Source organism: Micropruina sp., from assembly GCF_047607385.1.
Classification (GTDB): Bacteria; Actinomycetota; Actinomycetes; order Propionibacteriales; family Propionibacteriaceae; genus Micropruina.
In genome coordinates this window covers 1-25575 of sequence record NZ_JASGDE010000189.1, presented here as the reverse complement: position 1 = coordinate 25575, position 25575 = coordinate 1, and the positions used below count along the sequence as shown (strand labels likewise).

Below are 25575 nucleotides of genomic sequence, written 5' to 3'. Positions count from 1 at the left end.
GCCGAGGCCGCCGCGGCGGTGCGTGACGCGGTCGCCGCCGGCGGGGTGCGGCCGCCGTCCGGTTTCGTCGCCGGACGCCCCGCCCGGACCCCGGTGAGCGTGGTGGTCTGCACGCTGGGCCGGGAGCCCCGGCTGACCACGACGATCGCGGCGTTGCTGGCACAGACCCATGCCGCGCTGGAGGTGGTGGTGGTCGACAACGACCCGGCGTCCGGACGGGTGCCGGCACTGCTGTCCGGCTTCCACGATCAGCGGCTGCGGGTGCTGGAGGAGCCCCGCCGCGGGCTGTCCGCGGCCCGCAACACCGGGCTGGCCGCGGCCGCTCATCCGGTGGTCGCCTTCACCGACGACGACGCGGTGCCGGCGCCGGACTGGGTGGCGGCGCTGGCCGCCGTCTTCGACGCCGACCCCGGTGTGGACTGCGTCACCGGGCTGGTGCTGCCGGCCGAGGTGGCCACCCGCGCCCAGCTGTTCTTCGAGGAGGCCGGCGGCTTCGACAAGGGGCTGCGGGCGGTGCACTGGCGCCGCGACGGCGCCGGCACCGGGCTCGGTACCGAGCCGGGGCCGCAGGGGCTGGCCTTCCCGTTCGACGGGGGTTTCGGCTCCGGCAACAACATGGCCTTCCGGGCCGACGGGCTGCGGGCCCGGGGCGGCTTCGACGAAGCGCTCGGGGCCGGCGCGCCGACCCGCGGCGGAGAGGACCTGGACGCCTTCCAGGCCGTCTACCTGAGCGGCGGCAGCATCGTCTACTGGCCGGCGGCGCTGGTCCGGCATCACCACCGCGCCGACCACGCCGGCCTGGTCGAACAGCTGCACGGCTACGGGGTCGGTATGGCGGCGGTGGTCACCAAGCGCTTCCTGAGCTCGCCGGCGACCGCGCTCGGCGTGCTGCGCCGGCTGCCCGGCGGGCTGCGGCTGCTGCTGGACGCCCGCTCGGCCAAGAACAGCGGCAAGTCGGCGGCCTTCCCCGCCGACGCCACCCGCGCCGAACGCCGCGGCTACCTGATCGGCCCGGTCGCCTATCTGCGCGCCCGGCTGTCGCTGCGCCGGGCGGTGGGCGCGCGGTGAGCGGCCTGCGACGGCGCCGCCGGCTGCTGGCGGTGCTGACCGCGGTGGCGCTGGTGCTGGCCGTGCTGGTCTGGACCCGGCCCTGGCAGCCCAAGCCGCTGCGCGTCGTGGTGCTGTCCGACTCACTGTCGGAGGGCATGGGCGAGGTGACCTCGCTGACCAGGACCTGGCCGCATCTGGTCGGCGCCCAGCTGCGGGCGCAGCGCGGCGAGGCCGCGACCGACGGAGGCAGCTGGCTGCCGGCCTCGGTGCACGGCACCATGTTCGGCTTCTCGCCGGCCCGGGCAGCGGACGGCAGCTGGGCCGCCACCGACACGGTCGGCGTCCCGGGTGCGATCGCCGGCGGCGCCGTCAGCTGGCCGGTGGACGGCTTCGACCGGGCCGTCGTCCAGGTGTTCGCCGAGCGGGCCGGTGAGCTGTTCACCGCGTCCACCGGCGAGAAGCAGGTCGGCTTCACCAGCCCGGCCGCCGGACTGCACAGCTTCGCGGTGGACGGCCTGGCCGACACCCTGACGGTGCGCGGGGACGGGGTGGTGGTCGGCGTGCTGGCCCGGGCCGGCGCCGGCGCGGTGGACGTCTACAACCTGTCCTGGTCGGGCAGCAGCACCAACGAATGGCTCGGCTGGCTGGACCGGCCCGCGCTGCTGCCGTTGATCCGGGCCATCCAGCCCGACGTGATCGTGCTGTCGCTGGGCGGCAACGACTACTGGCAGGTCGGCGACCTGGACCGGTTCGGGTCCCACCTGCGCCGGATCCACCAGCAGGTGGCGGCGGTGGCGCCGTCGGCGTCCTGGGTGCTCGGCACCCAACCGGTGCCGGAGGGCACCCTGGCGCCGGGCTGGATCCGGTTCCAGCAGGTCACCCTGGACTACGCCGCCGAGCTGCGGGCGCCGGTGATCGACCTGGTCAGCCGGATGCCGGCGGCGTCCGCGGCCCCGCAGCTGTACTCCGCCGACCACGTCCACCTGACCGACGCCGGTCACGCCTTCATCGCCGGCATCGCCGGCTCGGCGATCGCGGAGACCGGACGATGACCGCCCCCGGAACCACCACCAAGCCCGGCTGGCGGGTGCTGCTGAGCCGGGCCACCCTGGAACTGGACGCGCTGGCGCTGACCGCGTCCACCGGGATCACCGCGCTGCTCGGCCTGGCCTACTGGACGATCGCAGCCCGCGGGTTCCCGATCGCCGAGGTCGGCCGGGCGTCGGCGATCGTGTCGGCGGCCACAGCGCTGGCCACCGTGTCGAATCTGAGCCTGGGCGGCATGTACGAGCGGTTCCTTCCGGTGACCGGACGCGACACCCGGCACTACCTGCTCCGCGGCGGGCTGGCCACCGCCGGCCTGGCGCTGCTGCTGGGCTGCGGGTTCCTGCTGCTGGGGCCGTCCCACCGGCTGTTCGCGCACGACTGGGAATGGGTCGGCTTCCCCTTCCTGGTGCTCACCCTGGCCCAGTTCGCGCTGCTCGACAACACCCTGGTCGGGTTGCGTCGGGCCCGCTGGGCGGCCGGCAAGAACATCGTCCACGCCGTGGTGAAACTGGCCCTGGTGGCGCTCGCGGCACTGCTGGCGGCGATCGGCGGCGAGTCGATGGTGCTGGCCTGGGCGGTGCCGGCCGCGCTGCTGGTGGTGCTCTACCTGCCGTCGGTGTGGCGGCTGTGCGGCACCGAGGCGGTGCTCGAACTGGCCCCCGACCTGCCGCCGCGCCGCGAACTGTGGTCGTTCTTCGGCAGCAGCGTCGGGATCATGATGGTCGGCGCGCTGGCGCCGCTGCTGATCCCGCTGATCGTGGTGGACCGGCTGGGCCCGGAACTGAACGCCTGCTTCACCATGGCCTGGACGCTGTTCTCGGCGCTGGCGCTGCTGCTGGGCACCGTGGTCGGCCCCTACATCGCCCAGGCCTCCGTGCCGGGGGCCGACGTACGGCGGCTGACCGCCCGGTTCGCCGGCATCCTGCTCACCCTGTCGGTGAGCGGTGCGGTGTTCCTGTGGTTCGGGGCGCCGCTGCTGCTCGGCCTGCTCGGGGAGCGGTACGCGGTGGAGACCGAGTCGCTGGTGCGGCTGATGGCGCTCAGCCTGCCGCTGTCGCTGGTCGGCATGCTGTACGCCGGGGTGGCCCGGGTGGCGCGCCGGCTGCGGCTGGCGATGGTGATGCAGGTGCTGACCGCGGTCGTGGCGGTGACCGGGACGGCGCTGACCATCGAACGGTTCGGGCTGGACGGCATCGGCTACAGCTACCTGGTGATCGAGGCGATCACCACGCTGATCCTGCTGGGGCCGGCCTGGCGGACCATCCGGCGGCTGACGTGAACGCACCCGCGGTCACCGTGCTGATGCCGGTGCACAACGGTGCCGGGCAGCTGCCCGCGGCCCTGGACAGCGTCTTCGCCCAGGACTTCGCCGATTTCGAGGTGCTGGTGGTCGACGACGGCTCCGACGACGGCACCCCCGCCATCCTGGCCGGGTGCGGCGACCCGCGGCTGCGGGTGCTGCGACTGGACCGCACCGGCCTGATCGGTGCCCTGAACGCCGGCCTGGATCAGGCGCGCGGCGCGCTGATCGCCCGGATGGACGCCGACGACGAGATGCTGCCGGGGCGGCTGCGCCGGCAGGTGGAGCTGTTCCGGCGCGATCCGGGACTGGTCGCCTGCGGCAGCGACTACCTGCTGTTCGGCTCGGCGCAGGGCCTGGTCCGGACGCCGCACCGGGACGCCGACTGCCGCGCCCACCTGGTGTTCGGATCGCCGATCGCGCACCCCGCGGCGATGCTGCGGGCCGGTGCGCTGCGCGCCCACGGCGTCCGGTACCGGGCGGACTATCCGCACGCGGAGGATTTCAAGCTGTTCAGCGAGCTCGCCGCGGCCGGCAGGCTGGCCAATCTGGCCGAGCCCGGGCTGCGCTACCGGGTGCATCCCGGTCAGGTCAGCCAGGTCGAGGCCGGCCCGCAACGCACCGTCCAGCTGCGGATCTGCGCCGAGAACCTGGCCGCGCGCGGCGTCCCGGTGAGTACCGAACGATTGGAGCGGCTGCTCTGGCCGTCCGGGGGCGGCTGGCCGGACGCGCTGCGCTACGCCGTCCGCCGGCTGCCGGAGTTGGCGGTGCTGGGCTGGCGCAGCCATCGGCTGGCCGGCCTGGGCCAGGCGCTGATCGTCGGACGCGAACGGCTCCGGAGGCTGCTCAGCCGTCCCGCCGGGGACCGGTGAACCAGGCGGAGGCGAGCACCGCCAGCAGCGGGCCCGCCACGGCGCCCAGGTTGTCCCCGGCCCGCTCCACCCCGAACGCGCGTCCGTAGCCGCGGGAGTCCGCCAGCGAACTCAGCAGCGCGTCCCGGGCGGGGGAGCGCAACCCGCGGGCACCCCAGGCCAGCGCCCGCAGCACACCGACCTGCCAGACGCCGGTGGCCGCCCCGATCGCGCTGGTGGCGGCCGCGGTGACCAGGTAGCCGCCGGTGGCCATCGAGCGGCGTCGGGCCGGGTCGTTGGCCAGCGGTCCGCCGACCACCTTGGTGACCCCGGTGAGGGCGTCGCTGACGCCTTCGATGACGCCCAGCACCGCCGCGGAGCCGCCCAGCACCCCGGTCACGAAGCTCGGCAGCACGCTGGTGGCGATCTCGTGCCCGGCGTCGGAGAAGAAGCTCGCCGCACCCACCGACGCGATCCCCGGGGTGAGCCATCGCCGCTTGCCGGAGCCGTTCATGCGATGTCCAGCCAGACCCCGATGGCGGTCACCGCGATGCCGCCCACGGTCATCGCGACGGCCCAGACGGCGCGGCGTCCGGCGATCACCCCGCCGAGCAGCCAGCCGAAGACGCCGAGCAGGCCCACGGTCAGCGGGACCACCGTCCAGGACGGTCCCGGCAGGCTCGCGCCCAGCGCCAGCGGCAGGAACGCCCCGGCCAGGCTGGCGCCGGCGGCGACGGCCATCGCCACCAGCGACTCGTGGAAGGCGTGCCGGCCCAGGTTGGTCGCCGCCAACTGGCCGCGGACCGTGAGGTTCAGTTGCCGGGCGGCCCGGACCAGCGAACTGCGCCGCTCGGCATAGTCGGCGACGAACATGGTGAAGGTGGAGGTGACCAGGGCCGCGATGCCCACCCGCAGCGCCAGCAGCAGGGTCAGCCCGTCGGCGTCGCCGTGGAACAGCGCACCGCCGGCCAGGGTCAGCGCGTTGAGCATGCCGTCGGTGACGCCGAGCACCAGCGGCAGGGTGGGGACGGCGCGCGCCGCCCGCTCGGCCGGGTGGTTCATCGGACCCGGAGGACGCGCTCGATGATCCGGTCGCCGGCCACCACCTCGTCCACGCTGTGCAGCACCGCGCCGACCCGCTCGATCGCCCGGAACAGGGCGTCGGTGTCGATGTCGTCGCCCTCGACGGTGATGTCGGTGCCGATCGTCTCCACGTCGATCTCGGTCACCGTGATGTTGACCGAGCCGACGCCCGGAACGTTCTCGATGGCGCAGGCCAAGGTGATCAGGTCGGGCCGGTCGACGACCTTGTCGACATCGAGGGCCAATCGTCGAATGGGCATACCGCAACCTCCGTGTCGGAACATCGGTAGGCCCATCAGCGGTGTGCGGTTCGAACCATGCGGTTCCGGCGGGGTCCATCGCCGTCGCGGTCACTATAGTCCCGCGAGCGAGCGATCAGCGACGGCGCAGGATCTGGGCGTACAGCCAGGGGTTCAGCGCCAGCACGGCGGCCGCGACGGCCTGCCGCCGGGCACCGTGCCACCACAGCCGCGGCAGGTCCGGCCAGCCGATCAGGGCGCGGGCCCGGGCCACCACGCCGGCCGCCGCGGAACCGCCGTCACCGGCCAGCTTCGCCCGCAGCGCCATATTGGCGGCCGGGAAGACCACGCCGTCGTAGCGGAAGCGCAGATGCGCCCAGCGCCAGGCGTCGGTGTCGGCGCCGTCGAAGACCCCGGCGTCGGCGAGCAGCGCCCGGACGTGGTCGTCCTGCACGAACAGGTCGTGGGTGTGCGGGCCGAACCGGCGCGAGATCGAGCTCTCGTTGATCAGGTAGCGATAGAGCGGGGCGTCCACCAGCGCCACCCGGGCTGTGCTCAGCGCGATCCGCAGCAGCGGAGCGACGTCCTCGTAGACGTGGCCCTCCGGGAACGGCTCGGGGCCGAGCAGTTCGCGGCGGAACAGCTTGTTGCAGGCGTAGCCGCGGGCCTCGCTGAGCAGCAGCCGACGGGCCAGCTCGGTGCCGGGCATCGTCGATCGGTCGAAGGGGTCCTCGTCGATGCTGAGCCGCCGGCCGGCCTCGTCGACCCGGGCGGTGCGGCACATCGCCAGCTGCGCGTCGCTGGCCAGCAGGGCGTCCCGCATCGCCTCCAGGAACTCCGGCTCGACGGTGTCGTCGGAGTCGCAGAACCAGACCAGGTCGGTGTCCAGCCTGGCCAGGCCGGCATTGCGCGCGGCCGACAGGCCCCGGTTCTCGGGCTGGGTGAGCACCTCGACGTCCAGCCCCGCCTGCCGGGCGGCGTCCAGGGCGCGCTGCATGGAGGCGTCCCCGCCGCGGTCGTCGACCAGGATCACCCGGTCGGGGGCGAGCGTCTGGGCACCGATCGAGGCGATGCAGCCCGCGACGTAGCGTTCCACCCGGTAGACCGGGACGACCACCCCGATGGTGGCGCTCACCGGTGCTCTCCGCGCGAGCGCAGGTAGCGCAGCGGGCCGAGCAGCATGCCGAGCTTCTCGGCCCGCAGCAGGTCGGCGGGGAAGTCGGTGGGCAGGGCGGCGTTCTTCTTCGAGTCGGACGCGAACAGCATCCGCGCGGCGGCCGGGACGCGGGTGGCGAAGCCGATCAGGTGCCGCGGCTGGGTCAGCAGCAGCTTGGCCAGGGCCGCGGTCAACCCGACGCCATAGCCGAAGATCTGGTCGCGCAACTGGGCCCCGTCGGCACGGTGATGGTGCCGGACGACCGCTGCCGGGTGGTAGACCACCGCCGCTCCCGACAGGTACACCCGGCGGCACAGGTCGAGGTCCTCGCCGGCGTGGGTGGGGGTGCCCGGGCCGAGCGCCGGGTCGAAGCCGCCCAGCCGGGCGAAGGTGGCCGCCCGCAACGCCACCACCCCCGAGCCGAACTCGCCGGCGGTGTAGGGGAAGGCCGCGCCCCGGCGTCCGGGGACCGCGTTGGTGGGGGAGCCGGCGGCCCGGGCGAGCGCCGACAGCGCCGTCGCCAGGGCCGGGTCGTCGGCCGGATCCCAGTGCGTGGTGGCGTAGCCCTTGGCGAATCCGCCGTACTCCTCGAAACGCAGCTGTTCGGCGGACTCGAACCCGGCCGGGACGACCAGCCCGGTGGCGCAGCCGATGCCGGGATGCGCGGTGAGCGCCGCGGTCAGCTGCAGCGTCCAGTCCGGATCGGGCACGGCGTCGTCGTCGGTGAACGCCAGCAGGGTTCCGCTGGCCTGACCGGCACCCGCGTTCCGGGCGCTGGACGCCCCACGCCGCGGTTCCGCGACGATCCGCAGCCGCGGGTCGTCGATGCCGGAGAGCAGCCCGGCCACCCCGCCGGAGCCCGGGTCGTTGTCGACCACCAGCAGTTCGTCCATCGGGCCGCGCTGGCCCAGCACGGCGCGCACCGTGTCGGCCAGCAGCGGATTGCGGCCCAGGGTGCAGATCACCACGCTGACCGTCTCGGCGATCGCCGGCGGCCGGTCCGGTGCCCCGGCCCGATCCTCGGACGCCGCCAGCGCCGGATCGGCGGCGGCCAGCGCGGCCCGCCAGGTTGCGGCGTCCGGGGCCGGGGAGTCGAACCGCAGCCGGGCCTGACCGAGCGGCCAGCCGTGCCTGCGGACCAGGACCTGGACCTCAACCGGAGGTTGAGAGTTGGGGACGTCGTCCCTGGTCAGCTCCAGGTCGACGAGTGGAATCGGCCGGAAGTCGGCCGGTGCCTCGGTGCCGGTAACCCGGGCCAGGCCGCGCAGGCGTCCGGACAGGTAGCCGGCGCCGGTGACCGCCAGACCCACCGTGCAGCAGAGGGCGCGGGTCGTCCCGGTCAGGTCACCGGAGGCGGCCTGGCGCAGGTAGCGGGCCGGAGCCTCGGTGACCAGCCGCAGCGCGTGCCCGCGCTCGCTGGCCAGTGCCGCGCCGGAGCCCACCAGGGCGCTCAGCGCGGCCTTGGAGCGGCCCTCGTTCCAGCACCGCCGGAGGAAGTAGCGGAGCGTCCCGCGGGCCGCCGGGACGAGGTGGTCGACGACCGCGGCGGCGTCCCGCAGCGCCACGCGTCCGGGCAGTTCGGCGCGGATCCGGATGCCCAGCTCGGTCTCCTCGCAGCCGGTGGGCAGTTCGCCGGTGCGTCCCAGCCGCTCGGAGAAGCCGCCGACGGCGTCGAAGGCGTCCCGGGCGATCGCCATATTCGCCCCGATCGGATTCCGGATCGGCGCGCCGTCGCCGGGCAGGCCGCGGTAGTCGCAGCCGACCACCCAGCCGAACTCGTCCGGCAGCCAGCGGGGAGCGCGGCCGGCCTCCCAGCGCGGCACGACGGCGCCACCCACCGCGGCGACGGCGGGGTCTGCGAAGCGGGCACCGAGCGCGTCCAACCAGCCGGCCCGGGGGACCGCGTCGTCGTCCAGGAAGGCCACCACCGGCGCGGAGCTGGCCTGGATCCCGGTGTTCCGGCCCCCGGACAGGCCCCGGCCGCCGGCGTTCGGCAACACCTGGACCGGTGTCAGCCCGGACCAGGCCGCGCGGGCCCGGTTCAGCAGGGCCGGGTTGTGGTCGATCACCAGCACGATCTGGTCGCCGCCGCGAAGCTGCTCCACGACGCTGCTCACGGCCTGGTCGAGCACCGGCCAGCGGCGCTGGTCGTAGGCGCAGATGACCACCGCGACCGCCGGTCGGGGCCGGCAGATTGTCGGATCGGCAGTCTCCCGGGACGGATCGATCATTTAGGTAAGACTAACCTAAGTATGATCGGATAGTTCGTCCTCCCACCCCCCGAAACACCTGCCTGGAGGCACCCATGCATGTCCTGGTGACCGGCGGCGCCGGCTTCATCGGCTCCACCGTCGTCGACCGTCTGCTCCGCGACATCCCCGGCGTCAGCGTCCGGGTCCTGGACGACCTGAGCACCGGAAACCGCAGCAACCTGGCGCAGGCCGAGGTGGAGCTGCTGGTCGGATCGGTGACCGATCCGGACGCGGTCCGCGCCGCGACGGCCGGAGTGGACGCCGTGCTGCACCTGGCCGCGATCGGCAGCGTCCCGCTCTCGCTGGACGACCCGGCGCGCTGCCACGCGGTGAACGTGACCGGCACCATCGAGGTGCTCGAAGCGGCGCGCGCGGTCGGCGCGCAGGTGGTCTTCGCCTCCTCCAGCGCGGTCTACGGAAGCAACCCGGCGGCGCCGATCGGCGAGCGGGACTGGACCGCCCCGCTCAGCCCCTACGCGGCGTCCAAACTGGCCGCCGAGTCCTACCTGCTGTCCTACCGGCACAGCTACGGCCTGCCCGGGCTGGCCCTGCGGTTCTTCAACGTCTACGGGCCGCGCCAGAGCGCCGATCATCCCTACGCGGCGGTGATCCCCAAATTCCTGGACGCCGGACTGCGCGGCCGGCCGCTGCCGATCCACGGCGACGGCGGCCAGACCCGGGACTTCGTCGCGGTGGACACCGTGGCGCAGGTGCTCTGCCGTGCCGTCGTCGAGCGCACCAGCCATCCCCGTCCGGTGAACCTGGCCGGCGGCAGCAGCATCAGCCTGCTGGACCTGGTCGACGAGCTGGCCGCCGTGCTCGGGCAGCGGCCCGCGGTGGACCACCAGCCGGCCCGGGCGGGCGACGTCCGCCATTCGCTCGCCGACGTGGGTCAACTGCGCGAGCTGTTCCCCGGTCTCACCACGGTGCCGTTGCGGGACGGGCTGGCCCGCACCGCGGCCTGGTTCCGCAGCCAGGGCGTCGGCGCCGGATCCGCCCGGTGACCCGGCGTGAGGTTCGCCGGCGCACCAGGCTCGCCGTCGTGGCGGTGGCCGCCACCACGGTCACCGCGTCGGTGCTGCTCACCGGCCCGCTCGGCGCCGCCCAGCCCACGCTGCGCGGCGGTGCAGTGATCGAGGCCGGCAGCAAATGCCCGGTCGATTCCGGATGCGGCCTGATCACCTGGCGCGACGAGTTCGATCCGCGACCCGGCACCGCTCCCGATCCCGCGCACTGGGGATTCGACCTGGGCACCACCGGGTGGGGCAACCAGGAACTGCAGGAGTACACCGCGTCCCGGGACAACTCGTTCATCGCCGACGACGGCACGCTGCGGATCGTCACCCGCCGCAGCACCGGATCACAGGCCCGCTACAGCTCGGCCCGGCTGGTCAGCCGCGACCGGGTGAGCGTCGGCTACGGCTACGTGGAGGCCCGGCTGAAGCTGCCGACCAGCCCGGCGTCCGGGCTGTGGCCGGCGTTCTGGCTGCGTTCCCAGGGCGAGCCCTGGCCGGACGGCGGCGAGATCGACGTGATGGAGACGGTCAACGGGGCGTGGGGGTACTCCAGCACCATCCACGGCGGACCGGAGCACTGGCAGCAGTACCAATGGCATTCCACCGGCACCGTCAACGACGGGGAATGGCACCGCTTCGGCGTGCTGATCCGGCCGAAGCGGCTGGACTTCTACCACGACGGCGTCCGGGTGCACACGGTGACCCCGACCCGGGTACCGGCGGGCGGCAGCTGGCCCTTCGACGTGGCGGACCGCCGCTACTACCTGATCCTCAATATGGCGATGGGCGGTTCCTACCCGGGAACGCCGGACGGCTCGGCGTCGCTGCCGGCGACCATGCAGGTGGACTACGTCCGCTACTGGGCGCTGGACGACGAGGCCCGCCGGTGAGCCGAGCCGGCATCGGCTGAGCCGGCACAAGGCAAGGGGTGGTGGCGCCGAAGCGTCACCACCCCTCGTCGTCTCGCCGGGTCAGCCCACCTGGATGGTGAACCGGGTGGACGAACTCTGCAGCGCACGATCACCGCTGAAGCGGACGGTGACGGTGTGCTTGCGGCCGGGCCGCAGCCACGGCAGGTCGGCGCTGACGTAGTAGTCGGACGCCTTGACCGTGACCGATTTGCCGCTGGCCGAGATGGTCAGCCGGCCGTCGGGCTGGATCCAGTCCTTCGAACCGATCTCCACCCGCACCCGGGCCTGCTTGTCGCCCTGGGTCCGGACAACGGTCGGGGTGAGCCGGACGTTGGCCCGGTCCACCTGCTTGGCCCGCGAGGTGGAGACACCCCAGGCGCCGGCGGGCGTGGTCGCCTCGACCCGGACGCTGATCCGGGTCCCGGCGTCCGCACCGGTCAGCTGGTAGGTGCGCGCGGTCGCGCCCTTGATCGCCTTGCCGTCGCGGAGCCACTGGTAGCCGAAGGTCGCCTTGGCGGCCTTCGTCCAGCTGCCCGGGTTGGCGGTCAGCACTTCGTGGCCCTTGGCCTTGCCGGCGATGCTCGGCGCGGTCTTCGCCTTCGGCTTCGGCAGCGCCTTGCCGACGGTGAGGTCGACGGTCACGCTGCGTCCGGTGTCGCCGCTCTTCAGCTTGCCGGTGAGCAGCAACAGCGAGTGCTTGCCGGGCTTGAAGGCCGGCTTCGAGCCGTAGCTGCCGCGCTGGGTGCCGTCCGGCAGGATCAGCTCCACCTCGAAGGTGCCGTCGGCCTTGGCGTCGAACACCTTCCACTCGTCGTTGCCGTTGGTCTTCCGGACCACGCCGTCGTCCAGCTTGACGGCCACCGTGGAGCCGGCCTTGCCGTCCTTGGTGGTCCAACCCTTGCCGACCAGGGTGATCTTGCCGCCGACACTCGGGTCACGCTTCACCTCGACGGTCGCGCCGGCCGGGGTCGGCGTGGGCGTCGGGGTCGGAGTTGGGGTCGGAGTTGGGGTCGGAGTTGGCGTGGGCGTCGGGGTCGGAGTTGGCGTGGGAGTCGGCGTCGGGGTGGGCTCGGCTGCCTTGGTGACGGTGATGTCGGCCTTCTCGCTGCGCCGGGCGTCGCCGGTCTTGAGCGATCCGGTCAGGAAGCGGAGCAGGTGCGCGCCGGTGGTGAGAGCCGGGTTGGATCCCTTCGGTCCGGTGCTGCCGTCGGGCAGGGTGAACGTCGCGGTGAAGGTGCCGTCGGCCTTGGCGTCGATGACCTGCCAGACCTCGTTGCCGTCGGGCTTCTCGATCTTGCCGTCGTCGATCATCACGGCGACCTTGGAGCCGGACTTGCCGTCTTCGGTCGTCCAGCCGGTGCCGTGCAGAGTGACGGTCCCGCCCAGCACTGCCGTCCCTTCGACCCTCACGGTCGCCTTCACCGGATCAGGCGTGGGAGTTGGGGTCGGAGTTGGCGTGGGCGTCGGGGTCGGAGTTGGCGTGGGTGTCGGCGTCGGGGTGGGCTCGGCTGCCTTGGTGACGGTGATGTCGGCCTTCTCGCTGCGCCGGGCGTCGCCGGTCTTGAGCGATCCGGTCAGGAAGCGGAGCAGATGCGCGCCGGTGGTGAGAGCGGGGCTGGAACCGCCTGGGGCCTTGGTGGTGCCGTCGGGCAGGGTGAAGGTGACCGTGAAGGTGCCGTCGGCCTTGGCGTCGATGATCTTCCAGACGTCGTCGCCGTCGGTCTTCTCGATCTTGCCGTCGTCGATCTTGACCGCGATCGAGGAGCCGGACTTGCCGTCTTCGGTCGTCCAACCGGTGCCGTGCAGCGTGATCGTGCCGCCCAGGGACGGGGTCCCTTCGACCGTCACGGTCGCCTTGACCGGATCCGGCGTGGGGGTCGGGGTCGGCGTCGGCGTCGGGTTGCCGGTGCCCTGCGGGGTGATCTTCCAGACCTTCGAGCCGCCCGCCGCGCGGTCCACGGCCCAGGCCGAGCCGCCCGCGACGATCACGTCGTTGGGTCCGGAGCCGACCGGAACCTCGCCGATCTTGGCGCCCGTGGCGGCGTCCACGACGAGCACGGACGAGCCGCCGAAGGTGGCGCTGTAGACCAGCCCGTTGGCCGGGTCCACGGCGTTGTTCAACTGCGCGGCCGAGCCCTTGACCGTGTTGATCACGGCGCCGGTCGCCAGGTTCACCGTCCGGACGTCCGAACTGCCCTGGCTGGACACATAGGCCAGCCCACGGGTCGCGTCGACGGCCACGCCGGAGGCGGTGTCGCCGCCGGTGTTCGCCACCACCCGGGCGCTTTTCTTGATCGAGTCGATCTCGACCAGCGCACCGTTGTTGAGGTTGACCGTGTAGAGCAGCGCCTTGTTGGCGTCCGCCACCAGGTCGAGCGCCATCGGCGAGAAGCCGGTGGTCAGGTCCTTGAGGGTCTCGATCACCTTCAGCGTCTTGGTGTCGATCTTGGTGATCGAGCCGCCGTTGGGATCGCTGACGTAGGCGGTGTCGTGGTACGGGTCGATGGCGATGTCCCGGGTGTGGCCCAGGTTCCCGATCGTGGCGACCCGGGCGCCGGTGGTCTGGTCGTAGATCACCACCGAGTCCTCGCGGGTGGCGCTGGTCCAGATCCGGTTGTTCTCGTCGTCGACGGCGATGCCGTAGGCGGCCTCCGGCCGGGCGGTCGCCGTGCCGGCGTCCAGGGTCCGCGGCGTGATCGTGCTGATCACCTGCAGGTTCGCCGGGTTCAGCTTGCTGATCGTGGACACGGCGGCTCGCGGCGAGCCGCTGTCCCAGTTGTGCGTGGTCGAGGTCACCCAGACCACGTTGTTCTTCGCCGAGTAGGCCGCCTGGTAGTTGTCCTGCCCCACGGTGGCGCTCTGCACGTCGAAGGTGCGATTGCCGACGGTCACCGAGGCGGCCTGGGCGAGCGGCGCCGCTGCGGCGAAAGTCCCCATCAACAGACCGAGCGCGACCACACCCCCCAGTGCTCGGGGGGCTTGGCGGAGCCCACCCCCGGTTGTTCGTTGGATTTGCGTGCGCACTGCTTCTCCTCCTGGTGGTTGATTGCGTCCGCCGGCCGAACCTCCCACGGGCGGCGACGCGGCTTAGGTTAGCATTACCTAACCATCATCGGATCGTTCTCAAAGTGTGGTGACAAGAGGTGTTCATGTTGGACCAAGGTGTGGCCGCAAAAGCGGTCCTGACTACGCCTGATCCCTGGTCGCGGGGGCCCCTGTGCGACCAGCTGGACGCCGTCGTCGGCGCCCTGGACGCGGGCACGCCGGCGATCCGGGACGCCGCGGGAACGACGGTCTACTACGGCGAGCTGGCTGCGCTGTGCCGGGAGTTCGCCGCGGTGGGAGTCCAGCAGGCGCCGATGGCCGTGCTCGGCGGTTCGGCTCGCGCGCTGGCGCTGGCCGTCGCCGTGGTCTACGCCGGACGCCCGCTGGTGCTGGTCGATCCGCAACTGCCGGTGGCCCGGATGCGGCACATCCTGGCCAGCTCCGGCGCCACCTCGACCATCGTCGACGACGAACTCCGGGAGCTGGCCGAGGGTGCCGGCGCGGTCGGCGTCCAGTCGGTCGCCGAGATCTGGGAGCATGGCCTGCCCTGCGCGGGGGAGGTGCGGCGACCGGGCGGCGGTGACCCCGCGACCGTCGTCTACACCTCCGGCTCGACCGGGGCGCCCAAGGGCGTGGTGCTCAGCCACGCCGCCGTGGTCAACGGTGCCGCGACCGCTCGCGAGGAGTTCGGCCTGGTGCCCGGCGACGTCTGCGCGATGCTGCTGCCGCCGGCCTACGCCGCCGGCCAGGAAGTGCTCTTCATGGCCGTGCTGAACGGCTGCCTGGTCGAGAGCCTCGACCCGCGGGAGCGCCCGGTGCGTGAGATCGCCGACTGGCTGACCGGCCGCGGCATCACCACGCTGCACTGCACCCCGTCCATGCTGCGCCACCTCAACGGCAGCCTGAGCCTGGACAGCTTCCCGGCGATCCGGCTGCTGACCACCTGCGGCGAGCCGGTGCACGGCCGCGACGTGGCGGCGGCCCGGGCCTACCTGCCGCACGCCGACTACGCCAACTACGTCGGCTCGTCGGAGACCGGCCACCTCAGCTTCTTCCACGTGGGCAGTGCGGAACCGCTGCCGTCCGGTCAGATTCCGGCCGGGCGGGTGACCCGGAACAAGACCATCACCGCGATCGACGACGACGGAGCCCCGCTGCCCGCAGGCGAGGTCGGCGTCCTCGAAGTCAGCTCGCCGTTCCTGGCCTCCGGCTACTGGCGGGAAGCGGAGCGCACCGCGGCGGCCTTCGCCGAGCGTGCCGGGGAGCGGGTGTTCCGCACCGGCGACCGGGGCAGCGTCGTCGACGGTGAACTGCGGCTCGCCGGACGCAAGGACGACGCGGTCAAGATCCGCGGCTACCTGGTCGAGCCGGCCGAGGTGGAGGCGGCGCTGCGCGGCATCGACGAGGTGCTGGACGCCGTGGTGGTCGCGGACGCCGACGCCGGCCGGCTGATCGGCTACGTGGTGCCCGACCCGGCCCGTCGGACGCCGTCGCTGGCCCAGCTCCGGGCCGGGCTGGCACAGCGGCTGCCGGACTGGATGGTGCCGCAGGCCATCGTGCTGCTGGACGCGCTGCCGCGCACCGAACGCGGCAAGGTGGACCGGGCCGCGCTGCCGGCGCCCGCCGTCCGGTCCAATCTGACCGTGCCCACCGACCAGTGGGAGGCGCTGGTCTCCGCGGTGTGGTGCGACGTGCTGAACCTGGAGACGGTGGGCCGCGACGAGAGCTTCGCCGAACTCGGCGGCGACTCGCTGGCGGTCGAGGAGATGCTGGCCGCCCTCGCCGAGGACGGCATCGAATTGCACGGCTCCGACCTGGCCGCCGCCCCGACCCTGGCCGCCTTCGCGGTGCGCGTCCGGCAGAAGTCGGTGCGCCAGCCCAGCCTGGACGACGGGGTGATGGTCACCCTGCGCGAGGGCGACGGCGTGCCGGTGTACTGCTTCTCCGGTGCCGGCGGCCCGGCGTACCTGTTCGCCGACCTGGCCCGCAAGCTGGACGCCAGCCATCCGGTGCACGCCTTCCAGGTCCGCGGCCTGGAGCGCCGGGCGATCCCGGACTGGTCGGTGCGGCGGGCGGCGAAGCGGTATGCGGGCCTGATCGAACGGCGCCAGTCGCCGGGACGGGTGGTGCTGGTCGGTCATTCGCTGGGCGGCCTGTTCGCGGTCGAGACCGCGCACCTGCTCCGGGAACGCGGCTACGACGTGGCGCTCACCGTGCTGCTGGACACCTTGCTGCCCGGACGGCTGGCCCGGCTCAGCGGGGAGGCCGCCCCGGAACTGCGGATCGCCGGCGGGCACAAGCAGAGCCGCCGCGAGCTGTGGCTGACCCGGCTGCAACTGGTCGGCGCCGGGCTGTACCGGTACCCGCCGGCGGTGCGCGACCAGGTCTTCTTCCAGCACGGGCTGCGACTCACCGAGTGGTACCGGGTGCGTCCCTGGGACGGCCCGACCGAGGTGTTCCTGACCCCCGACAACGTCGACGACCGGCGCTGGTGGCGGCACGTGCTGACCGGCGAACACCGGCTGCACGAGGTGGAATGCGGTCACGTGGCGATCCTCAAACCGCCCTACGTGAACCGGATCGCCGCCCTGGTCGGCGACGCGTTGAGCGCCCGCGTTGGCTGAGCGGTCGCGGCGGGCGCGGGCGGCCACGGACCGGCTGCCCGGGCTGGGACGCCTGGAGCAGCTGGTGCTGCGCGGCGACGGCCTGACCACCACCTCGCTGGAGGTATTGACCGGCGAGCAGGTCACCGCCCGCCCGCTGCAGCACTGGGTGGTGGCCGCCACCAATGACCTGTCGGTGGCCGGGGCCGGCGCCAACCCGTACACCGGGACGGCGTCGCTGGCGGTCGCGGCGGAGTTGCGCCGGGCGCACGACCTGCTGGAGCTGCTGCCGGAGGAGTCGCTGCTGGTCCGCGAGGTGCTGTTGCGCGGGGCCGGCCAGGTGTGGGCCACCTCCAGCGTCAGCTGCGTGCTGGACCGGCTGCCCGAGCAGGTGGTCCGGGTGCTGTCCACGTCCGAGGCCCCGATCGGCCGGACGCTGCACGAGGCCGGCGTGGTCACCGCGCGACGGCTGGCCGGCTGGGGCCGGCGTCCGGCGGGCCGGTGGGCGGCACACCTGGCCGGCGTCGGTTCGGAGACCGAGCAGATCCCGGGCCGGGAGTACGTGATGACGCTGCCCGGGGACGGGCGGCCGCTGGGGTACTTCGCCGAGTGGTTCTCGCCGGCGATCTTCGACGACCCGTCCGACGCGAACGGAAGGAACCGATGAACCCGATCCACACCGACGTCGCCATCGTCGGGGCGGGACCGGCCGGCCTGGTGCTGGCCCGGATGCTGCAACTCCAGGGCATCGACGCGATCGTGCTGGAACGACGGTCCCGCGACTACGTGCTGGGCCGCGTCCGGGCCGGCATCATCGAGCAGCCGGTGGCCGAGCTGCTGGTCGAACTCGGGGTGGGGGAGCGGATGCTCGCCGACCGCCTGGTGCACGACGGCGTCCAGCTGCAGCATCGCTCCGGCGATGCGATGGTCCGGCACCGCGTCGACTTCCTGGCACTGGCCGGCAAGACGGTGACCGTCTACGGGCAGCGCGAACTGGTCCGCGACCTGATCGAGCTGCGCGAGGCGGACGGCCTGCCGCTGCGGTTCGGCTGCGAGGTGACCGGCCTCGAGGGGTTGGACGACGACCGGGTGGTGCTGCGCTGCCGCGACCAGGCGGGGGAGAGCACGATCAGCGCGCGGTACGTGGCCGGCGTGGACGGCGCCCGCGGCATCACCGCCCAGCTGTTGGACGCCGGCGCCCGGCAGACCCTGCAACGGCGCTACCCGGCGGCCTGGCTCGGGGTGCTGGTCGAGGCGGCGCCGCCCAGCCATGAACTGATCTACTCCCGGCACCCCGAAGGGTTCGCGCTGGCGTCCATGCGGACGCCGCAGGTGAGCCGGCTCTACCTGCAGGTGCCGGCCGGAGACACCCTCGCCGACTGGAGCCCGGACCGGATCTGGCAACACCTGCATCGCCGGCTCGACCTTCCCGGCAGCCCGGTCAACGAGGGACGGTTCCTGGAGTCGTCGATCACCCCGCTGCGCAGCGTGGTGCACCGCCGGATGCGGTTCGGCCGGCTGCTGCTGGGCGGGGACGCCGCCCACGTCGTCCCGCCGAGCGGAGCCAAGGGGCTCAACCTGGCGGTGGCCGACATGGCGCAGCTGTCCCGCCGGCTCGGCCGGGCGGTGCTGCACGGCGAAGCCAGCGCGCTGGACGGCTATCAGGACGCCTGCCTGCGCCGGGTCTGGCAGGCCACCCATTTCTCCTGGTGGATGACCGATCTGCTGCACCGGCTGGACGAGGAGGAGTTCGGCGACGAGCTGCGCTCGGAGCAGATCCGCACCCTGGCCGACGGCGGCACCCTGGCCCGCTGGTTCGCCGACAGCTACACCGGCCTCGGGGTGTCGTCATGGTCGTGACCCGGCGGCGGCCGCTGCGCTGGCTGCGGGCGATCGCGATCCTGGCCGCCGTCATCGTCGTCGCGGCGGTGTCGATCGTGCTGACCCGGCCGAGCAGCAAGCCGCTGCGGATCGTGGTCATCGCGGACTCGCTGACCGAGGGGATGGGCGAAGTCACCGACCTGCGTCGCACCTGGCCGCACCTGGTCGGCGACCAGCTGCGGATCGAGCGCGGTGAGGCGGCGGGCTCCGGCGGCACCTGGCTGCCGGCGTCGGTGTCCGGGCCGATGTTCGGCTTCGCCGCCGGACGCGCGGGCGACGGATCCTGGCCGGCGATCGGGGACAGCGGCGTGCCGGGATCGATCGGTCACGGGCCGGTCAGCTGGGACGTCTCCCGGTACGACTCGGCGGTGGTGCAGGTCTCCGCGGAGAAGGCCGGGCAGCAGTTCAGCGCGTCCTCGGGCGGCACGACGGTGGACTTCACCAGCAGCGCCGCCGGCGTCTCCAGCTTCGTCGTCGACTCGCTCGGCCCGGAACTGACCGTCCGTGGCCAAGGGGTCGTGCTGGGTGTGCTCGGACGCAGCGGGACCGGGACGGTCGACGTCTACAACCTGGCCTGGGCCGGCAGCAGCACGCAGGACTGGCTGGGCTGGGTGGGGCGTCCGGCACTGTTGCCGTTGCTGCGCGGCATCGATCCGGACGTGGTGGTGCTGTCGCTGGCCGGAAACGACCTGTGGCAAGGGGTGGGAGCCGAGAAATTCGCCGGAAACCTACGCCGGCTGCACGAGCTGGTCGGTGAGGTCGCTCCCCGGGCGCGGTGGGTGCTGGGCACCCAGCCGGTGGCCGACAACACGCCGCGGGCGGACTGGATGGCCTACCAGCAGAAGGTGATCGACTATGCGGCGGAGCTGAGGGCGCCGCTGATCGACCTGGTCGACACCATGCCCGGCTACTCGGGCGGCCCGTTCTTCTACGCCGCCGATCATGCTCATCTCACCGATGCCGGACACGCGTTGGAGGCCGGGGAGGCCGGCCCGGCGATCCGGCGGGCGCTGCTCTGACGGCGGCGAGGCGCGCTCCGGTGGCCGCGTTCATCATGTGGGCCCCGGCATCATCGGAGTTTGGTTAGCCTAACCTAACTACGATGTCGAACGGTTCGCCCGACGTGGCGGACACAAACAGAATCGGGAAGACACAGTGAAGGTTTGCGTTGTCGGAGCTGGTCCGTGCGGGCTGACCACCATCAAGCAGCTCCGGGACGAGGGGCACGAGGTGGTTTGCTACGACAAGAACCCCGACCTGGGCGGCATCTGGCTGCGCGAGGGCGACGACGGTCACAAGATGAAGGCGTTCGACAACCTGAGGCTGACCATCTCGATGAAGCTGATGGCCTACTCCGACCACCCGTTCAAGGGCGGGCGGGTCTTCTACACCCGTCCGCAATACCTGGGCTATCTCAACGAGTACGCCGAGCACTTCGGCTTGCGGGACGCCATCGTCTACGACAGCGAGGTGACCGGGCTGACCCGGACCGAGGCCGGCTGGCTGGTCACGGTGCGTCACGACGGCGTCGAGACGACGAGCAGCTTCGACGCCGTGGCGGTCTGCTCCGGGCCGTTCAAGACCCCCGCCCGGGTTCTTCCCGAGCTGGCCGGCTTCACCGGCGAGGTGGTGCATTCCTCGCAGTACCGCAACAACGAGCCGTTCCGGGACAAGCGGGTGCTGGTGGTCGGGCTGGCCGAATCGGGCGCCGACATCGTGCGCGAGGTCTCCGACGTCTCCAGCGCCTGCACGCTGGCGATCCGCTCGTACTCCTTCCTGCTGGCCCGGGTGTCGGCCGGGTTCCGGTCCACCGATCACGGCACGGTGCGTGCACACCATCACGAGATGTACCGGCGGGCCACCAAGGTGCCGTTGCGGATCGACCCGTTCTGGGCGACGAACTCGCTGGTCAAGGCCGTCTTTCTGGCCGCGACCGTGGTCTATGGCGTCCTGCTCACCGCGATCGGACGGCTGCGCCGCAAGCCACAGCAGCGGCCGGGTGCCAACCCGTTCGGAGAGCCGGTCGAGCCGCCCAAGCTCGATCTCGGCACGCTCGACAATCCGGCGAACCGGGAGATGATCGCCGAATGGAACCGGCGGTCCCATCCCGACGGCAGCTGGAGCCAGAAGGCGATCTTCTGCAAGAACGTCACCTTCATCCCCAATATCGTCGAGGGCCGGATCACGCTGAACGATGCCGGCCTGGCATCGGCGCAGGGCAACCGCGTCCAGTTCAAGGACGGCAGCTCGGACGAGTTCGACATCGTGCTGCTGTGCACCGGCTTCACCACCGAGGAACTCGCGATCGGTGACCTGAAGGTGCCCGAGGGCGACGTCCGCAATCTGTACAAGCACTTTCTGCCCGCCGAGCATCGCGGCACCGCCGCCTTCATCGGCTTCGTCCGGCCGTTCTCCGGGGGCATTCCGATCTGCGCCGAGATGCAGGCCCGCTACTTCGCGCAGCTGTGCAGCGGAAAGCTCCGCCTGCCTGCCGACGTCGACCAGCGGATCGCGCAGGAGAAGGAGTGGGAGGAGCACTGGACGTCGCTGAGCCCGCGCCGGACCGAATCGGTGCCGTCCCAGATCCTCTATCTCGACTCGCTGGCTCGGGAAATCGGTTGCCTGGTTCCCGAATGGCGGTTGATCCTGAATCCGCGGCTGCTCGTCCAGCTCTGGTTCGGCAGCTTCAACCCGTCCTGCTACCGGATTGTCGGCCCGCACAACCTGGGCGCGGCCGCGCTGGCCGACCTCTATTCGGAGACCGTCGAGGATCGCGGGCGGATGGTGCTGCGGCACTCGCTGTTGCAGCTGATGCCGGCCGCCGTGCACCCCCGCGACCTCGAGTGAGGACCATGCCGCTGCTCGGGCGGAGGCCGCGATGACAAGCCATCAGATCCAGATGCTCTTCGTCGGCCTGGCCGCGATCCTGGTCGTCGCGCACGTGCTGGGAAGGCTTGCGCGCTCCATCGGCCAGCCGGCGGTGATCGGCGAGCTCATCGGTGGGATCCTGCTGGGGCCGACGGTGCTGGGCCCGGCGCTCGGCGACCAGCTGTTCCCGGTCGGCCTGCGCGGGACGCTCAGTGCGCTGGCCGACGTCGGGGTCGGCCTGTTCATGCTGGGGCTGGGCTACGAGCTGGAACGCCAGTCCGGCGGTGATCGCCGGGGCGCGGTGGTGAGTGTCGCGGCGGGCTCGATGCTGGTGCCCGCCGTCGCGGCGGTGCCGCTGGGCATCTGGCTGGCCGGCCGGCACGGGGCTGCGCACACCGCCGGATTCGTGCTGTTCATCGTGGCGGCGGTGGCTGTGACGGCCTTCCCGGTCTTGGCGCGGATCATCGCCGATGCGGACCTGACCCGGACCCAGGTCGGGGTGATCGCGCTGGCGGCCGCGGCGATCGACGACGTGGTGGCCTGGTTGCTGCTGGCCGTCGCGCTCGCGGTCAGCACCGCCTCCGCGGGGGCCGCCTGGCCGATGGCTCTGCTCCCGGTCTACGCGATGGTGATGGGATGGGTGGTCCGCCCGCTGATGCGGCGGCTGCTGGGCGCCACCGGCGTGGGCACGCTGGGGCTGGCGCTGGTGCTGGGACTCGCGCTGCTGTCCGGTGCCGCCACGGAGTGGATGGGGCTGCACTTCATCTTCGGGACCTTCGTCGCGGGACTGTGCCTGCCCCGCGGCCGCCGGACCGCCTCCGACGGTCGGGAGATCGACATCCGGGAGAGCCTGCTCGCCCGAATCACGCCGTTGGCGACGACGCTGCTTCTGCCGGCGTACTTCGTGGTCGCGGGACTGTCGGTCGATGTCCGTGGCCTGCAGATCTCCAACCTCGTCGAGCTGATCATGATCGTCCTGGTGGCCGTCGGCGGCAAGCTCATCGGTACCTTCGCCGGCGCCCGACTGGTGGGAATCGACAGCCACCGGGCGTCCATGCTGGCCAGTCTGATGAACACCCGCGGGCTGACCGAGCTCGTCGTGCTGACCGCGGGCCTTCAGGCCGGAATCCTGGACCAGGACCTCTACACCCTCCTGGTTCTCACCGCGCTGGGGACAACCGCCATGACCGGGCCGCTGCTCTGGGTGATCGGGCGTTGGCACCCGCGGGCAGCAGCTCTGGCACCGTCCGGGGACGGGTTCTGGAGTCGAAGGTCTGTCCCCGATCGCGCGAAACTCGAATGAGAAGAACCGTCCCCGACCGTTGAGAACCGTCCCCGGTCAGCGGAAGTCGCGGGAGGTGACCCGGACCCGGAGCCGCAGCGGCTCGAAGTGGTCGGCCAGCAGGTTGGTGACGCCCTCGGGGGAACGTTCCAGCATGCCGCGGACGATCAGGGCGGGGGAGTCCCGGGCCACCCGGCGGTGCCGCGTCCAGACCCCCAGCGAGCAGACCACGTTGATCAGGCCGTGCTCGTCCTCCAGGTTCATGAAGGTGATCCCGGACGCCGTGGAGGGCCGCTGCCGATGGGTGACCACCCCGGCGACCTCGACCCGGCGTCCGGTCTCGGCGGTGCGCAGCGCGGACGACGGCAGCACCCCGCGGGCATCGAGACCGGCGCGCAGGTGGGTCAGCGGGTGGTCGTCGGTGGAGATTCCGGTGGCCCACAGGTCGTCGGCCAGGGTCTCGAACGCGGACGGCTCCGGGAACAGCGGCGGCTGCATCTCGGGCAGCGTCCCGGGCAGGAAGCCCGGCCGATCCAGCGCGGCGGCACCGGCCCGCCACAGCGCCTCCCGGCGGGTCAGCCCCAGGCATTCCAGCGCGCCGGACGCCGCCAGCGCCTCCAGCTGCTGCGCGGTCAGCGACGTCCGCCGCACCAGATCCTCCATCGAGGTGAACATCCCCCCGGATTCCCGCGCCGTCACCACCGTCTGCGCGGCCTCGGCGCCGACCCCTCGGACGCCGGCCAAACCCAACCGGACGGCGAACCGGCCGTCCCGCCGGTGCGCGGCCGATTCGTCGGGGGCGGCGGCGTCGAAATCGCCGACCGGCGGCTGCTGGCGATCCAGGCAGGACGCCGTCCCGGTGGGCTCGGTCTGCGCTCCGACCGGCTCCAGCCCGGCCTCCACCCCGGACCGGGCCAGGCAGGGCCGCAGCGCGCTCACCCCGTGCCGGACGGCGTCCGCGGTGAGCGTGGCGGCGGAGTAGAAACCCATCGGCTGGGACCGCAGCAACCCGGCCAGGAACGCCGCCGGATAATGCAGCTTCAGCCACGAACTGGCATAGACCAGCAGGGCGAACGACAGTGAATGCGATTCGGCGAAACCGAAATTGGCGAACGCGTGGATCTGTTGATAGATGGCCTCCGCTGCTTTTCCGGTCAGCCCGTTGCGGGCCATGCCGGCGACAAGCTTCTGCTTCAGCGATTCGATGCGTTCCTCGCCGCGTTTGGAGCCCATCGCCCGGCGCAGCAGATCGGCGTCCTCGGCGTCGCAGTCGCCGATCGCCATCGCCATCTGCATCAACTGCTCCTGGAAGACCGGCACGCCCAGGGTGCGTCGCAGTGCCGGCTCCAGTTTCGGGTGGGCGTAGCTGACCGGCTCCCGGCCCAGCTTGCGGCGGACGAACGGATGCACCGCGCCGCCCTGGATCGGGCCCGGGCGGATCAGCGCGATCTGGATCACCAGGTCGTAGAACCGGCGCGGCTGCAGTCGCGGCAGCAACCCCATCTGGGCCCGGGACTCCACCTGGAACACCCCGATCGAGTCGGCCCGGCAGAGCATGTCGTAGACCGCCGGCTCCTCCTTCGGAATGGTCGCCAGCTCCCATTTTTCACCGGTGGAGCCGTGAATCAGGTCGAAGGTGTGCTGCAGCGCGGCGAGCATGCCGAGCCCGAGCAGATCGAATTTCACCAATCCCATCCAGGCGGTGTCGTCCTTGTCCCACTGGATCACCGTGCGGTTCTCCATCCGGGCCGGCTCGATCGGCACCACCTCGCTGACCGGGCGGTCGGTGAGCACCATGCCGCCGGAATGGATGCCGAGGTGCCGCGGGGTCTTCAGCAGCTGATCGGCCAGCTCGATCACCTGCGGCGGGATGTCGTGATCCTCGGCCTCGGCGAGCGGGCCCCAGCGTTCGATCTGCTTCGAGAAGGCGTCCTGCTGGCCGGGACCGAAGCCCAGGGCGCTGGCGATGTCGCGCACCGCGTTCTTCGGACGGTACTGGATGACGTTGCAGACCTGGGCGGCCCGGTCGCGTCCATATTTTCCGTAGACGTACTGGATGATCTCCTCGCGCCGATCGGAATCGAAATCGACGTCGATGTCCGGCTCTTCATTGCGTAACGCCGACAGGAACCGTTCGAACGGCAACTGATAGGCGATGCTGTCCACCGCGGTGATGCCGAGCAGATAGCACACCGCGCTGTTCGCCGCCGACCCGCGGCCCTGGCAGAGAATGCCCCGGCGGCGCGCCTCGGCGACAATGTCGTACACGATCAGGAAATAGCCCGGGAAATCCTTGGCCTCGATCACCGCCAGCTCGCGTTCGATCCGCTGTGCGTCGGCCGGGCCCAGGTCGGGGTACTTCTGCGGCACCGCTGCCCAGACCAGCTGACGCAGCCAGCTCATCGGGGTGTGGCCGTCCGGCACCTGCTGGGACGGCAGCGCCGGCTTGGCCCTGCGCAGCGGAAAGGCCAACTGGTCGGCCAGGGTGACGCTGTACTCCACCGCGCCGGGATAGCGCCGGAACCGGCGCCGCATCTCGGCACCGGACCGGACGAACGCGGTGCCGGCGGCCGGCAGGTAGCCGTCCAGCTGGTCGAGGCTGCGGTTGGCCCGGACGGCGGCCATCGCCTGGGCCAGCAGCTGGTCCTGCGGCCGGGCGTAGTGGACGTTGCCGGTGGCGACCACCGGCAGCCCGCGCTGCGCGGCCAGCGCGGCCAGGGCGTCGTTGTGGGTGGAATCCAGCGGCATCCCGTGATCGGTGAGCTCGACGGTCACCGCGTCCCGGCCGAACAACGCGACCAGTCCGTCCAGCGCATGCCCTGCCGCCACGGGACCGCCCTCGACCAGCGCCCGCCGGACGGCGCCCTTGCGGCAGCCGGTGAGGATCGCCCAATGCCCGCCGGCCCCGCTACCGGCTGGAGCGGCTCGCCGAGCGGGCCGGCGGGCATTGGGCGATCCTCACCGGCTGCCGCAAGGGCGCCGTCCGGCGGG

General features: G+C 72.3%; 18 protein-coding genes and 1 pseudogene. 12 read left to right on the top strand and 7 right to left on the bottom strand.

Translation table 11 applies throughout. The features are described 5' to 3' along the window. From QM582_RS16655 to QM582_RS16640, 4 genes are all read left to right on the top strand, one after another. Positions 1-1068, top strand: a 1068-nt coding sequence (locus QM582_RS16655; RefSeq protein WP_415086273.1) for a glycosyltransferase family A protein, incomplete at its 5' end; no start/stop codon positions are given. Then, positions 1065-2102 (top strand): SGNH/GDSL hydrolase family protein, encoded by a 1038-nt coding sequence (locus QM582_RS16650; protein WP_415086271.1) that lies wholly within the window; start codon positions 1065-1067, stop codon positions 2100-2102. The genes QM582_RS16655 and QM582_RS16650, both read left to right, overlap by 4 nt. Next, positions 2099-3376, top strand: coding sequence for a lipopolysaccharide biosynthesis protein (locus QM582_RS16645; RefSeq protein WP_415086270.1), 1278 nt, complete (start codon positions 2099-2101; stop codon positions 3374-3376). The genes QM582_RS16650 and QM582_RS16645 overlap by 4 nt, the downstream gene beginning before the upstream one ends. Beyond that, a complete protein-coding gene (locus tag QM582_RS16640; RefSeq protein ID WP_415086268.1) occupies positions 3373-4269 on the top strand; it encodes a glycosyltransferase family 2 protein in 897 nt (298 codons plus the stop codon). The genes QM582_RS16645 and QM582_RS16640 overlap by 4 nt, the downstream gene beginning before the upstream one ends. On the opposite strand, the gene QM582_RS16635 is transcribed toward QM582_RS16640, so the two are convergent. The 5 genes from QM582_RS16635 to QM582_RS16615 form a co-directional block, all read right to left on the bottom strand. Continuing rightward, positions 4244-4762 (bottom strand): MFS transporter, encoded by a 519-nt coding sequence (locus tag QM582_RS16635; protein WP_415086267.1) that lies wholly within the window; start codon positions 4760-4762, stop codon positions 4244-4246. The two genes, QM582_RS16640 and QM582_RS16635, sit on opposite strands and share 26 nt — an antisense overlap. Next, positions 4759-5310, bottom strand: coding sequence for a hypothetical protein (locus QM582_RS16630; RefSeq protein ID WP_415086265.1), 552 nt, complete (start codon positions 5308-5310; stop codon positions 4759-4761). The genes QM582_RS16635 and QM582_RS16630 overlap by 4 nt, the downstream gene beginning before the upstream one ends. Continuing rightward, entirely contained in the window at positions 5307-5591 is a 285-nt protein-coding gene (locus QM582_RS16625; RefSeq protein ID WP_415086263.1) for a DUF211 domain-containing protein, read from the bottom strand. Before QM582_RS16625 ends, QM582_RS16630 begins: the two co-directional genes overlap by 4 nt. A 115-nt stretch (positions 5592-5706) precedes the next feature. Beyond that, a complete protein-coding gene (locus tag QM582_RS16620; RefSeq protein ID WP_415086261.1) occupies positions 5707-6705 on the bottom strand; it encodes a glycosyltransferase family 2 protein in 999 nt (332 codons plus the stop codon). Continuing rightward, positions 6702-8957 (bottom strand): glycosyltransferase family 2 protein, encoded by a 2256-nt coding sequence (locus tag QM582_RS16615; protein WP_415086259.1) that lies wholly within the window; start codon positions 8955-8957, stop codon positions 6702-6704. Before QM582_RS16615 ends, QM582_RS16620 begins: the two co-directional genes overlap by 4 nt. A gap of 74 nt (positions 8958-9031) precedes the next feature. Here QM582_RS16615 and QM582_RS16610 point away from each other — a divergent pair, with 74 nt between their 5' ends. Next, positions 9032-9982, top strand: coding sequence for an NAD-dependent epimerase/dehydratase family protein (locus QM582_RS16610; protein WP_415086258.1), 951 nt, complete (start codon positions 9032-9034; stop codon positions 9980-9982). Further along, entirely contained in the window at positions 9979-10884 is a 906-nt protein-coding gene (locus tag QM582_RS16605) for a family 16 glycosylhydrolase (RefSeq protein ID WP_415086257.1), read from the top strand. Before QM582_RS16610 ends, QM582_RS16605 begins: the two co-directional genes overlap by 4 nt. A gap of 81 nt (positions 10885-10965) precedes the next feature. On the opposite strand, the gene QM582_RS16600 is transcribed toward QM582_RS16605, so the two are convergent. Beyond that, positions 10966-13842 carry a YncE family protein gene (locus QM582_RS16600; RefSeq protein ID WP_415086255.1) on the bottom strand — a complete coding sequence of 959 codons (2877 nt, stop codon included), beginning with the start codon at positions 13840-13842 and terminating at the stop codon, positions 10966-10968. 227 nt (positions 13843-14069) lie between these two features. Between QM582_RS16600 and QM582_RS16595 the strand changes: the two genes are divergently transcribed. The 6 genes from QM582_RS16595 to QM582_RS16570 all read left to right on the top strand — a co-directional run bounded on the left by QM582_RS16595 (position 14070) and on the right by QM582_RS16570 (position 22605). Continuing rightward, complete coding sequence (locus tag QM582_RS16595; RefSeq protein ID WP_415086253.1) at positions 14070-16574, top strand: alpha/beta fold hydrolase; 2505 nt, start codon at positions 14070-14072, stop codon at positions 16572-16574. Further along, positions 16567-17220, top strand: a complete 654-nt coding sequence (locus QM582_RS16590; RefSeq protein ID WP_415086251.1) for a hypothetical protein — start codon at positions 16567-16569, stop codon at positions 17218-17220. Before QM582_RS16595 ends, QM582_RS16590 begins: the two co-directional genes overlap by 8 nt. Continuing rightward, positions 17217-18413 (top strand): 4-hydroxybenzoate 3-monooxygenase, encoded by a 1197-nt coding sequence (locus tag QM582_RS16585; RefSeq protein WP_415086249.1) that lies wholly within the window; start codon positions 17217-17219, stop codon positions 18411-18413. The genes QM582_RS16590 and QM582_RS16585 overlap by 4 nt, the downstream gene beginning before the upstream one ends. Continuing rightward, a complete protein-coding gene (locus QM582_RS16580; protein ID WP_415086248.1) occupies positions 18404-19453 on the top strand; it encodes an SGNH/GDSL hydrolase family protein in 1050 nt (349 codons plus the stop codon). Before QM582_RS16585 ends, QM582_RS16580 begins: the two co-directional genes overlap by 10 nt. Positions 19454-19589: 136 nt before the next feature. Continuing rightward, positions 19590-21281, top strand: a complete 1692-nt coding sequence (locus tag QM582_RS16575; RefSeq protein ID WP_415086246.1) for a flavin-containing monooxygenase — start codon at positions 19590-19592, stop codon at positions 21279-21281. A gap of 31 nt (positions 21282-21312) precedes the next feature. Next, entirely contained in the window at positions 21313-22605 is a 1293-nt protein-coding gene (locus QM582_RS16570) for a cation:proton antiporter (RefSeq protein WP_415086244.1), read from the top strand. 36 nt (positions 22606-22641) lie between these two features. On the opposite strand, the pseudogene QM582_RS16565 reads toward QM582_RS16570, so the two are convergent. Continuing rightward, positions 22642-25488, bottom strand: a pseudogene (locus QM582_RS16565) (error-prone DNA polymerase); the annotation flags it as partial. Between the last annotated feature and the right edge of the window lie 87 nt (positions 25489-25575).

Bases quoted from the DNA above. Each gene is read 5' to 3' on its own strand.
- QM582_RS16645 (WP_415086270.1), top strand. From the start codon at position 2,099: ATGACCGCCCCCGGAACCACCACCAAGCCCGGCTGGCGGGTGCTGCTG.
- QM582_RS16635 (WP_415086267.1), bottom strand. From the start codon at position 4,762: ATGAACGGCTCCGGCAAGCGGCGATGGCTCACCCCGGGGATCGCGTCG.
- QM582_RS16630 (WP_415086265.1), bottom strand. From the start codon at position 5,310: ATGAACCACCCGGCCGAGCGGGCGGCGCGCGCCGTCCCCACCCTGCCG.
- QM582_RS16625 (WP_415086263.1), bottom strand. From the start codon at position 5,591: ATGCCCATTCGACGATTGGCCCTCGATGTCGACAAGGTCGTCGACCGG.
- QM582_RS16615 (WP_415086259.1), bottom strand. From the start codon at position 8,957: ATGATCGATCCGTCCCGGGAGACTGCCGATCCGACAATCTGCCGGCCC.
- QM582_RS16610 (WP_415086258.1), top strand. From the start codon at position 9,032: ATGCATGTCCTGGTGACCGGCGGCGCCGGCTTCATCGGCTCCACCGTC.
- QM582_RS16600 (WP_415086255.1), bottom strand. From the start codon at position 13,842: ATGGGGACTTTCGCCGCAGCGGCGCCGCTCGCCCAGGCCGCCTCGGTG.
- QM582_RS16585 (WP_415086249.1), top strand. From the start codon at position 17,217: ATGAACCCGATCCACACCGACGTCGCCATCGTCGGGGCGGGACCGGCC.
- QM582_RS16580 (WP_415086248.1), top strand. From the start codon at position 18,404: ATGGTCGTGACCCGGCGGCGGCCGCTGCGCTGGCTGCGGGCGATCGCG.
- QM582_RS16570 (WP_415086244.1), top strand. From the start codon at position 21,313: ATGACAAGCCATCAGATCCAGATGCTCTTCGTCGGCCTGGCCGCGATC.